Consider the following 12,023-nt stretch of genomic DNA (forward strand, 5'->3'; position numbering starts at 1 on the left):
TGCAAACTTAAAATGCTTGAACAGCCTTATGGGATTTATCCCGGGGCTTTCATATAAAGGCGGAGAAGGATATTTTTCTTCTCCGCCCTTACATTTCATTTTCTTCCGGGGCTACGTTGCCCAGATAAACATAATTCAAGTACTCGCGGGCAATCTGGCGGGCATTTCTTAAGGTCTTAAGCCCAGTGGGGGGAGAGGTCATGCGATAAGCAGGGTAGTAGCGGGATAAATGCAGTACCAGATCGGGATCCAGGCTGGCCAACCAGCGGGCTAAATCCCGAATTTCTTCTTCCGTCTCGTTTTCTTCCGGGATCAGCAGAGTGGTTATCTCCAGATGTGCCTTACCGACAATTTCTTCCACTGTGTGTTTTACACAATCCAGCCGTCCTTTGCACAAACGCCGATAGAAATTTTCATTAAAGGCTTTAACATCGACATTCCACGCATCCACAAAAGGCAGCAGATCCCTAAGCGGTTTTTTCTCAATAAATCCATTGCTGACCAGCACCACCTTAAAACCCTGCTCCTTTAGCCGGGGAGCTACATCCATAATATATTCCAGCCACATAAGCGGTTCATTATAAGTAAAAGCCAGCCCTATCGAGCCATAGTCAGAGTATTTAGCAGTCAGTGCGGCCAGCTCAGCCGGAGATATATAACGGGTAGGCGGAGACTGTTGGGCAATACTGTAGTTCTGGCAAAAAGAACAGGCCAGATTACAGCCGAAACTGCCTACCGATAAAATCATGGTACCCGGGTAAAAATGATATAACGGCTTCTTTTCAATTGGATCCAAGGCCAGCGATGAAACCTGTCCATAATTTAGTGCTGTCAGTTTATCCTCCTGATTAGCCCTAACCCGGCAAATCCCGGTTTGACCGGTCTTTAATTGACAGTTATGAGGGCAAACCCGACAGACCATGATACCCTTATCCCCTGGAGTAAAATAATCGACCTGCCTTGTCATAATCAGCACCCCCAACTAAACTATAAAAATCAGCGGTCTTAATTTCTGAAAAAGAATTACAGACGATGAAAAAGCTTTGTTTTGTTGGCGTCTATTTTCTTCTAAGTATATCTTTTAACCTCAAAACGCTCTATCTTAAAATCTTCCTGATATGAAATATCTGCCTTCTGGCAAGCGATCCGAAGCTGCTGTTCTACGGTGTCCACCCCCTCCAGATCGGGCAGAAGCAGGCCCCGGCGGGAGCCTTTCGTTACTATTACCCCGTATTTTCGGGGATCAAGTTCTGCCGCACTGCAAGGTTCGGGTCGGCTTAATACATCGACCGAGTATTCTATATCTTTTAACTCCTGTACTTGCACCGGATTAAAACGGGGATCCTCCAAACCGGCCGCTCGAGCATTTTGGGCTATTTCCTCTGCTAGATTTTCATAGCTGGGCAGAAACGTTCCGATACACCCGCGCAACTGGCCCTGTTTTTTCAGGGATACGAAAACTGCCGCCCGCTCCTCCAACAGACCCTGCATATCTTCCTCCAACTGCGGAGGCGGGTTACGGGTAACCTCACTTTCCAGATTCAAACGGGCCCATCTTACCAGAGGTGACTCTTCAGCACGGCGAGCATTCATCTTTTCGTTCTGAATAATCCTCATTATTCCCAGCATACTGGCTTTTATCTCCCCAGGTTCGATACCGGCTGTCATATATCCTACCCCAAACGGCCCTTCGTAGCTTATTAAATCACTTACTATCTTAAATCTATCCATAGCCCCCAGGAGGATCAGCAGGGAAGGATATCCGCACTCTCCCGCGTTCTCCCTTAAGACAGGCGGTATTTCCAGGATGGATAATACGTCCCCGCTGCCCAGTGCCTCTTTGATAGCCAGATCAAAACGGCTTCCGTCCGGATGAAAGCCATAGGGCCCATCCTCTTTCAAACGGTGCGACATATCACCCGACGCTACAATCGCTACCTTCTGATTAAGCAGGTTGCTGGCTTCCTGAATCATCTGGCCAAAAACGTATAAGGACTGGTTGTTCAGCAAGCCAATACTAATCGCCGCTATCGGCACATCTCCTATACCGGCTTGTTCTAAAAAATACAGCGGAACCATTATACCGTGATCGAGACTCGTCATAAGCTTAAATCGTTCGGCTAGATTTTCATTTATAGCTACAAACTCCACATTACTGTCCAAGGCCAGTTCGGCGATAGCATCCAGCAGGGCGGGATTATTGACACGGCTTGTCCTAATCTGGGGCTGGCCAAAATCACCTAAATCCCCTTCTAAATTATCTTCTACCAAATACGTAATACAATCGGAAAAAACATTTCCATGCGGTGTCAGAAACAACACGCAATCCGGTTGGCTGGCTACCAACCGGGCGGCCACCTCCTGCATCGCCTTGACGGTTGCCTGCACATCATTAACCCGCTGGCCTCCAATCTCACTGATTAAAACCGGAGCATGCGGCATCAAGGCTCCATAACAGATCATATTTCCACCTCCAAATATAATACCCCGGAAATTTCATGGACTCAGATAACCCGGAATTCACTGATTTGATTTATAGTAGATTATCTTTTTTATAGTAATTGCATAATTGCTAATAAAATGCCCTATAGAACTATTCTGCCGATTAAAGGAAATGGATTTTGTTGTATGACCGGGAGACTTCCCAGTTATAAAACAAAATTATTTACCCCCAATTTTGGTTAGATGATGAGACATCCTACTTTATATCATATCGGAACAGCTGATATCCTCAAGGAAAAATCTGTGTGAATCCATAAAATCTGCGTTATCTGGTTTTATTTACGCGCGGCCCGGATTGAGGGGAGCCGGTCGTCCGGTCGTCTTTTTTAGGTTCCTGGGCCAGCTGGGATTTAACGATCCCACAGAAGATAGCGTAGGCTACCTTTTCCTGATATTCATCAGTAATCAGTAAGGCGGCCTCCCGAGGATTTGACAGAAAACCTACCTCCAATATTACAGCGGGCATGGTAGCTTTGTCCAAGATGAAATAGCTGCCTGTTTTGGCTTCGCGTTTCGTATTTCCTAGTAACCTTTTAAATTCCTCCTGGATACTTTCGGCCACTATTTGGCTCTTTTCATTGCCGGCTTTGTAAAAGGTCTGCGCTCCTGACCATTGGGGACTTAGATCTGCATTCGTATGGATGCTGACGTATAAATCAGCCTGGGAAACTTGGGCCTTCTCCACCCGCAGTTGTAGATCCTTTCTTTTTCTCTCCCTTATTGTCCCTTTGAAGTCCGGACTGCATAAATCCGCATCACTGTTACGCAGGTTAATAACCGTTGCCCCGCCCTGACTCAAATGCTGCACCAATTTTTTGCTGATCGCCAGGGTAATATCTTTTTCCTCATGTTTACTTGCCGATATGGCGCCAGGATCCATGCCGCCATGGCCGGCATCTATCACAATGATTTTATTGGCGACTGGGTAAGACACAACCGGCTGCTCTGGTCGATTCTCGCTCTTTATGGCCAGTAAGGACAGCAGTACAAAAAAAACCCAAGCCGTTATTACGGCAGCTGGTTTCTTTTTAATATATACCGTTGGGCATTTTATCATTCTTTAACCCCCACACAAAAATTGCTATTTATTATATATGCGGGGGAAAAAGAATATATTTATGGAGAATAAAAAGTTGCCGCTGGATAGGAAAACCCCCCGAATAATTGTATCCGGGGGGTTTTAAAAAGTTTCTTAACGTTTTGAGTACTGGGGTGCTTTTCTGGCTTTGTGCAGACCGTATTTCTTTCTTTCCACCATACGTGGATCGCGGGTAAGAAAACCGCCTCTTTTCAAAACCGGCCTTAACTCCGGATTTGCCTTAATTAGCGCGCGGGCAATACCTAATCTGATTGCTCCGGCCTGTCCGGTAACACCGCCGCCGTTGACCCGGCAGAGCACATCAAATCTACCGGTTGTTTCAGTTAACTCCATGGGTTGCAGAACAATCAAACGGCTGGTCTTATTTGGAAAGAAATCCTCAAATGATCTGTTATTAATGGTTATATTACCTGTTCCAGGAACTAATCTAACCCTGGCTACAGCTGTTTTTCTTCTTCCGGTTCCCCAATATTGTACGCTAGCCATATCGATCCTCCTAACCTCTCAACTCACGAAGTTCTGGTTTTTGGGCTTGATGGGGGTGCTGCCCGCCTCTGTATACTTTAAGTTTTTTAAACATGGCCCGACCCAGACGATTGTGGGGAAGCATTCCCTTTACTGCCTGCTCGATAGCTTTCTCCGGCTTGCGGGCTAATAAAGTAGCATAATTTACTTCCTTTAATCCTCCCGGATAACCGGAATAACGGCGATACATCTTATCATTAAGTTTGTTGCCGGTCAGCCTTATCTTCTCAGCGTTTATGACGATAACATGATCACCGGTATCTATATGAGGAGTGTAAGTGGCCTTATGTTTTCCTCTCAGGATGGAGGCAACTTCTGAAGCTAATCTTCCGAGTGTCTGGCCTTCTGCATCTATCACGTACCATTTGCGGTCAACTTCCGCAGGTTTCGCCATATATGTTTTCACGAATTTCCCTCCTGTAGCTCTCGGATAGTGAGCATATCTTTAAGACTCTGCCTCTCTGCTTGTCAACGGGGCTGGAGCCAAACAGGAGTGAAGAGACTACCTTTTAATATTATCCAAATTTAATACGGTTTGTCAAGAAACCCCCCGCAAATATCGCCTAGATTAATGGGCACAGATTACACAGGTTTAAGGGATTTACGCAGGTTATTTATTTATGCCGTTTAAGTAAGAAATTGTATTAAATTATAAGCCATTAGTTAGATTTAGATTATTGCCACTAAGCGGTGTAACCTGCTGCAGCCTGAATCCCATCCTCTTATTCGCAGTAGGGTGCTATTGGCAAACAATCTTGCCGACACCTTAAAAGGGATGATCTGGGTAATTCCGAAAAAACCTGGGTTATATGTGTCCATTTAACTTCTTTTTCCGATTATCAGGTAGCCAGATTTAGTACTTCGGTTACGGCTGTCCAATCCTCCCTTAATGATTCGGTACCCATCAGGGTGCCGATATGCCCGCCATCGGTCAGGATTTCCACTACATCCTCCCGGGGGGTGCTGATGTAGTTCTTTAGGGCAAAGGCCTGAGGGGGAGGTGTAATATGATCTTTTTGGCCGGCCATAATTATTACCGGGCAATTGATATTTCTTAGATCCACCGCTCGTCCATCCAGCTTTATGGTGTCTGGTTTGGTCAGATTATTTTGCTTGAATATGTTCTTAATTATTTCCAGATAGAACCGGCCGGGCAACTGCTGGGTGTATTCATACCAGTTTTCAAAGCGTTGGAAACGCTTGAGTCCTTCTTGATCGTTGACAGCAATCATTTTCCATAACCGCTTATATTTGCGCATATAATGCTCGTCGGCCTGCATATTCTTAAAACCCCACAGGATGTATTTTCCCTGCATTAAACCATTGCCGGTAGCCACCAGATATTCGAAAAATGACATAGGCAGTTGAGCATCATCGATAATCATAGAAGGTGCTGCCTCAACGTCAATAGGCGCCGCGGCTGAAACCAGGGTGGCGATTTTGTCCTGATGCAAAGAGGTATATATGGCGGCCTGCCAGCCTCCCTGACATTGCCCGATGAGATGAATTTTATACACACCTGTGCGGCGGCGGATCTCATCAACTGCTTCATCGGTTAACCGTATGTAATCATTCATTCCCAGATTACGCTGCTCGAAAACGGCTGACAGCCATTCGGTTACATACACATCATAACCATAACTATGAAAAACCCTAACCAGACTCTGGGCCGGGGAATAATCGGCCAGATTGGAATGATGCCCGGCTTGGGGGGGCAAAATGAGCACCGGTCTGCGGGCACTGGAACTTTTGGGATTGGGAAAATGTCGCAACCGCAAGGTCTGATGTTCATAGATTATATTGTTGGGGGTGGCCCAGTGAGCCTCTGGGTTTTCGAGTTTAGCGAGTACACACATATACTGATTTACCTTATCCGCGTCAGGAAATAACGAGCAGCAAAAATCCAGGTTTTGCTCGGCTATTCCCCAAAAGCTGTTCATTATTTCCTGGTATATGGACAGCATAAAAAGCCTCCCTTCAGTGCCGACTTCTTTTCCAAATTAGACTCGTTTTAAAGCTTTATTTCCTGGGCCAGAATCTGTTTGTAGGTTTCCATATCCAAAGGCAGATACTGCTCGAGTTCGGGATGCAGAAAATACAGAGGATCCTTTACCCGACCGGGATTAAATCCTTCATACCGCAGTATTTCTTTATATTCTTCCGAATCCTGACCACCCGCCAGTTGATCGGCAATGCGAATGAAAACCGGGCGGGCGTGTTCGGGCATGCGGCGGTTAATGTGTTTTATAAATTCCGCCCAATTCAGTTGTTCCCCCTCTATAAGCTTTAAGCTCGCCATACCGCAGCGTCCTTCCACATCCGGTACTTTTACCGCGTATACGATGACATCTTCTATACCCCCATAAAAACGCTGCAGAACATCGGCCACCTGGTTGGCAGAAACAGTACGTCCCTTCCAGCGGTAGGTGTCACCCAGACGATCCACATAGGATATATAATCTTTTTCATGCAATTGTACCAGATCACCGCTGTTAAAGTAACGATCTCCCTCGGCAAATACATTGGAGAGCAGGACTTCTTCGGTAGACGATGGATCATTTATATACCCGGCAAAGCGATTAAGCTGATTAATCTCGCAGACCAGCAACCCTGATTCCCCCGGAACACATTTTATGGCCCGGCCGGCAGAATTTCGTTTGATCTGTTTGTTGCTGTAATCATATTGCACAACTTCGCCCTGGCGCATATCGCGCAGACTCAAATTGCCGCACATCCCGGGTACCTCTTCAAAGTTTACAAAGATACCTACACCTTCGGTTTTAGTATAAACCTCAATTATATGCTGGACGTCAAAACGTTCCCGGAAAGCTTCTACCAGTGAACCCCACATGCCATTGCAGACCATGACCTGCAGAGGATTATCGCGGTCATTTTCCCGGGGCGGCTGGTTATATAGGTAGCGGGCCATTTCCCCCACCGCGATCACATAATCAGCCCCATAGAAACGCAGATCATCAAAAAAATTATGAACAGAGAATTTTTGTTTTAGAACCATGGTACTACCCGAGGTTATCATAGCGGAATATGCTCCTACAAACCCTCCATTATTATGTAGGGGCAAACACATATATTGAACGGTTTTTTCCTGCATATATCCCAACATACTGTAAAGATAGGATTTTATCAGACAACTCTGCTGGCTTATAGCCACTGCTTTTCGTAATCCGCTCTGTCCGGGGGTATAAAGGTAAACCAAGGGATCATCACTGTTTATAGTTACAGTAGCGGACGGGTTTTCCTCGCTGGAGGATTGCAGTAAAGGACCCAGGGCTTGCATTCTGGAGGCGGGCAATTCATGGTCGCTCGGGGAGTCTATCAGAATAAGGGCTGGGGCCCTCAATTTAAGAAGGGGTAGAACCTCATTAAATACGTCTATTAGCTCATACCCCACGATTACCGCGCGGGGTTCACAAATATTTATATCATGAGCCAGAACGTCTTTACGGATACCTATATGCACCAAGGATACGATCACCCCTAATTTGCTTAAACCGGTCGCAGCCATAAGGAATTCAGGCCGGTTTTTCATAAACAATACTACCACATCACCTTTTTTAAAGCCCAGCCGACTAAAGCAATCAGCATAGCGGTTAGCCCCGGCATTTAACTGTTGATAGCTAATTATCTCATCCTGATAAACGAGGGCGGTTTTATCCTTATTCTCGGCAACCCGCCTCTCCAATTCCCAACCCAGGGACAGGTTCTGCGGTTCTTGTAAACGTTTAATAATCTCCCAATAATCCTGAGTCATGTTCTTTTTCACATCCCCATTTGTAATTCTCCTTTTTTTCTGGTTAATTAGAACGTTGTTTTAGCCATTCGGACATGACCGGATAGACATTTTTTTTGGCATAATTACCGAATACCAGACCTCCGTGCCCTACCGGAAATTCGTAATAGGATTTATCCGAAGATGACATATAGTCAAGGGCCGCTTGGGCCTGGGCAGTCATCACCAGATGGTCGTTTTCACCGGCCATGACCAGCAGATTGGATGTTATTCTGGCCAGATCGACCGTTTGCCCCTGGAGAGAAAATTGCTTTTTCACCAGTTTGTTTTCCTGGTATAAATCCTTGATCCACTGACGATATGCCTCGCCGGGGAAATTGATGTTGTCATTTACCCATTTGTTAAGTGCCTTCCAGGCGATTACCGGATTATCCTCGTCTATCGAGCGCCACAGGCGGGTATATGTGCCTATATAATTATTAACCGGACGCAGCATCTTAACCCCGATATCGATAAAATCTTTCGGTACCAACTGGAAAGTATCCACGATTCTGTCGGCATCATAATCAGGTGAATTGAGCCATAGGGATGAAGTACCCGCGTCAGAAAAATCAATCGGGGCAGATAAAAGTACGATATTTTTTATCCTTTCTTGCGGGTAAAGCCCGGCATACATACTGGTCATCGTTCCTCCCATGCAGTAGCCCAGCATGGTCAGCTCATCACTGCCGGATGTCAAAAGGGTTTTTTGCACCGCCCGGGCAATATAGTCGTTGACCAGATTACCGTAGCTAAGTTCACGATCCTCCCAATCAAAATCGCCCCAATCCAGCAGGAATATGTCAAATCCACATTCCAATAGGTGTTCAATCAAGCTCATACCGGGGGTCAAATCCAATATATAAGGCTTATTTATAAGGGCATATATAATAAGTATGGGCACTTTGTGCTGGTGCCCTGACGGTGACACGTACCGGTATAGCCTGGCCTTGTTCTTTCTCCAGACGACTTCTTTAGGGCTTAAGCCTGTCTGAGGATATGGATCATACTGGAGCATCTCCATCCATTTCTGGGTGCTGCTACACATCCGGTCATAGCTTTCCTGCAGCTGTTTGCCAATTTCTTCGGCGGAGCCGCTTAGAATGATATTTTTCACGGTATAATCCTCCCCAAGCTAAATCAGGATATCTTTTCGGTAATCACATGTTGTCTAGGCGGAATAACTATCGCTGTACCGTCAACGATAAGTTCATTATGTTGGTTGTAGCAGGAGGTTCTTAATTTGACTCGACCGGCCGGGAGCAGAGCAAGCACTTCGGTTTGGGCCCTGACCGTGTCATTTATGAAGCAAGGTTTTAAAAACTGAATATCCTGCTGCTCATATATGGTTCCGGCACCAGGCATCTCATTGCCCACAACCGTGGAAATAAGCCCCACCAGCAGCATTCCATGGACAATTCGGGTTTTAAAATGTCCTTGTTCGGCTCTTTTCTGGTTGACATGCAGCCAGCTAAAATCCCCGGTAATTCCTGCGTACATATATACGTCTGATTCGGTAATAGTTTTTTCTACATAGCCCACATCGCCTATCTTAAGTTCACTGTAAATGTTTTCTATCAAAACAGACCTGCCTCCTTTTACGTCCTGTTTATAAGAGATATGATCAAGGTTCATCAGCGGTTTTTTTAACCTTAGTTCTTTTACGGGTGTTTTGAGCCTTGTTGGTGGTTTCTTCAGGGCTGATCTCAACAGGCGCAGGTTCTGACTGGGATGATGCGGGTAATTTTAAGGCGGCCATTCTTTTTTTAAGCTCCAGGTTTTGTTTTGATAAGGCTTTAATTTGCTGGTCTAATTCTTCATTTTGTGCTTTTATCGCATTTATCTCCTGCTGACCTTTTTCCATAAGACTTAACATCTTAAGCAGAGTGTCCGTAGTCTTGTTGATATTTTCGACCAGCTGGAAATCCAGATTATCTACCTTGTCCTCTACCGATATGACCAGTTCGGCAATCCTGGCCAGATCTTTTTTGGACGGGGTGGCACTGTACTCAAACATCCTGTCCATATTCTGACGGGTGATCTTTTCTATGGAAAGATGCTGGTTCAACGTCTGATCCAGCATCTTTATAAAGGTTTCGGTGCTGACAAAATCTTTTAAAGCCTCGGCCCAGGCACCTTCAGTTTTAAAGTACATTTCCTTCCATAGTTCGGCTAAATCAGGAAATATAATCTTATGGCCATCAGCCTGGCTGCTGCTTCTTTCGTCCTCAGACATGCATCCGGCTCCTTTCTATAAGGTTCCTGATACTTCAGGACATGCTTTAATCGTTTGTTTATCTGGAAATATTACATACTGCTGACCTTTTTGCTTAGTTCTTCAACTTTTTTGTTGATTTCTTCAAAGTAGTTATAGGCCGGTTCTGCATTTTCCAAAGCTGTATTTACAGCTTCCTGAATCATCTTTTGCATTTGCGCCTGGTTGTTTTTGACCTGTTTCATGAGTTCATCAATAATTTTACTGCTCTCTTCTCTGGTAACCTGGCTTTGCTCCAAATATTTTTTGAGCATGTTGTCAAATTGCTCCTGCGTCCAAGAAATGCTGCCCATACCTACCAGCCACATATCCCAGAACTTTTCCATTAGAGTCTCCATAGTAGCAAAAGTTTTTGTTACAGTCTCCTGTGTTTTCATCAATATCCACTCCTTTTCAGTTTGTCTTTTTTAACCAGTATCGTGCATAGGTATGCACGAAGCCAAAAATAGGGGCAACGATAAAACCAAGGCTGGCCTTTTTCCAGCAGAGGAGCCCACAATAACCTTATTTAGTTTTACAAGGAACCTTACGTTTTGGCTGAAACTCGAAATGATACCAGGTAATTAGCCTGAACAACACCAATGAATAACCCAATACGGCGGCGGATTTATTTGCTGCGTAAAAATAGAAAGGTTAAAGAAAAAATAACTGGCAGGTCGATAGCTAATACATTATTGTGCCATTCATTTTTAATACAGTATAACATTAAAAATGGAAATGTATATACCTAAATTTACTATTTAAAAATCATTTTCCCAACAACCGCCCCGGTTCGCAGCCTATAACCTCAATTGTATGCAAAGGGGCAGCCACTTATGAGAGTAGCAGCTGTTTTACGGGACAACGACGGATTGAGACACTGTAATCCTTGACAAGTACTGTTTCACTCTATAGGCTAAAATATATACTGTCCTATAATAGGAGAGTCAAGGGGGAAATTAATTTATGAGGAAAGGGATTTATTTATCTATTGGAGAAGTATCAAAACTGACCGGGACACATATTAAATCTCTGCGTTATTACGATAAAATTGGCGTATTAAAGCCAGCCTATATTGACCCGGATACGAGATATCGCTATTACGATTTTTCACAGCTCAAACTGGTTGATATCATTCAATTTTGTGTGGAGTTGGGCATACCTTTAAGAAAGCTTAACGAGCTTATGGAAAAAGACGGACTGATTCACTTAACGCAGCTGCTGGAGGTTAGCAAAGAGATGGCCGAAACGAAAATCCGCACAATCCAGGATGGTTTGAATTTTATCGATGATTTGCAGTTGGAAATCCAACAAAACGATCAAATCTCTCCCTATGACCCGCCTAACCGGATCGATTTTCCGGATATCTACTATATGTTAGAACCTATTACAGAATCCACAGACGAAAAAGAATTTTATTTGAAACTGAGAGGATTATATGCGGCAGTAGCCAAGCAAGGGTATAAGTCAGGATATAAGTTTGGTCTCCTTTACCGGTTTCGTACCAACGCAGTAGAACGTTACCAATTCATTGATATCCTGCCAACGACAAAAAACGGAGCTAAAGATATAATAAAAATCCCCGCTGGGCCATATATTGTTAGGCATATTCAGGAAAGTAGAATTGAAAAAGCTAAGGAATTGTTTGCAGAAATATTTAAAACCGGACAAGATGTAATAGTCGTGGAAACAGAACTCGTCACCGGATTATACAACGCAGAACGACCTCTTTATGAACTACGCTGTTCTGTGCCAGATTTATTTTAAAGCGTTTAAATTAGATAATAGACGCAGATCACTGGGGACCTTAATAATAAACGCGGATTTACTCGGTACTTTTGAGACTGAATAAA

The 12,023-nt window shown here is 44.5% G+C and carries 12 protein-coding genes; 1 reads left to right on the forward strand and 11 read right to left on the reverse strand.

Annotated elements, in window-relative coordinates; translation table 11 throughout:
* Positions 1–88 precede the first annotated feature (88 nt).
* The 11 genes from amrS to AAV90_RS05205 form a co-directional block, all read right to left on the reverse strand.
* Positions 89–967: an AmmeMemoRadiSam system radical SAM enzyme gene (amrS, locus tag AAV90_RS05155; RefSeq protein ID WP_046495037.1), complete on the reverse strand. Its 879-nt coding sequence runs from the start codon at positions 965–967 to the stop codon at positions 89–91.
* A 101-nt stretch (positions 968–1,068) separates the two neighbouring features.
* Positions 1,069–2,463, reverse strand: a complete 1,395-nt coding sequence (gene amrA / locus AAV90_RS05160; RefSeq protein WP_052729528.1) for an AmmeMemoRadiSam system protein A — start codon at positions 2,461–2,463, stop codon at positions 1,069–1,071.
* 304 nt (positions 2,464–2,767) lie between these two features.
* Entirely contained in the window at positions 2,768–3,559 is a 792-nt protein-coding gene (locus tag AAV90_RS05165; protein WP_076982588.1) for an N-acetylmuramoyl-L-alanine amidase, read from the reverse strand.
* 135 nt (positions 3,560–3,694) lie between these two features.
* On the reverse strand, positions 3,695–4,087 hold the full coding sequence (gene rpsI / locus AAV90_RS05170; RefSeq protein ID WP_046495035.1) for a 30S ribosomal protein S9: 393 nt from the start codon (positions 4,085–4,087) through the stop codon (positions 3,695–3,697).
* A gap of 10 nt (positions 4,088–4,097) precedes the next feature.
* Positions 4,098–4,520 (reverse strand): 50S ribosomal protein L13, encoded by a 423-nt coding sequence (gene rplM / locus AAV90_RS05175; protein ID WP_046496440.1) that lies wholly within the window; start codon positions 4,518–4,520, stop codon positions 4,098–4,100.
* Positions 4,521–4,965: 445 nt separating this feature from the next.
* Positions 4,966–6,090: an alpha/beta fold hydrolase gene (locus tag AAV90_RS05180; protein WP_052729527.1), complete on the reverse strand. Its 1,125-nt coding sequence runs from the start codon at positions 6,088–6,090 to the stop codon at positions 4,966–4,968.
* A gap of 47 nt (positions 6,091–6,137) precedes the next feature.
* Entirely contained in the window at positions 6,138–7,910 is a 1,773-nt protein-coding gene (locus AAV90_RS05185; protein WP_157609457.1) for an AMP-binding protein, read from the reverse strand.
* A gap of 31 nt (positions 7,911–7,941) precedes the next feature.
* Positions 7,942–9,033, reverse strand: coding sequence for an alpha/beta fold hydrolase (locus tag AAV90_RS05190; RefSeq protein ID WP_052729526.1), 1,092 nt, complete (start codon positions 9,031–9,033; stop codon positions 7,942–7,944).
* A gap of 23 nt (positions 9,034–9,056) precedes the next feature.
* Positions 9,057–9,497 (reverse strand): MaoC family dehydratase, encoded by a 441-nt coding sequence (locus tag AAV90_RS05195; RefSeq protein WP_052729525.1) that lies wholly within the window; start codon positions 9,495–9,497, stop codon positions 9,057–9,059.
* Between the two features lie 43 nt (positions 9,498–9,540).
* Positions 9,541–10,152 (reverse strand): hypothetical protein, encoded by a 612-nt coding sequence (locus AAV90_RS05200; protein ID WP_046495028.1) that lies wholly within the window; start codon positions 10,150–10,152, stop codon positions 9,541–9,543.
* Between the two features lie 71 nt (positions 10,153–10,223).
* A complete protein-coding gene (locus AAV90_RS05205; protein WP_046495026.1) occupies positions 10,224–10,568 on the reverse strand; it encodes a phasin family protein in 345 nt (114 codons plus the stop codon).
* Between the two features lie 568 nt (positions 10,569–11,136).
* Between AAV90_RS05205 and AAV90_RS14040 the strand changes: the two genes are divergently transcribed.
* Positions 11,137–11,937, forward strand: coding sequence for a MerR family transcriptional regulator (locus AAV90_RS14040; protein ID WP_052729524.1), 801 nt, complete (start codon positions 11,137–11,139; stop codon positions 11,935–11,937).
* Positions 11,938–12,023 lie beyond the last annotated feature (86 nt).

The organism is Syntrophomonas zehnderi OL-4, from assembly GCF_000983115.1.
GTDB classification, from domain to species: domain Bacteria; phylum Bacillota; class Syntrophomonadia; order Syntrophomonadales; family Syntrophomonadaceae; genus Syntrophomonas_B; species Syntrophomonas_B zehnderi.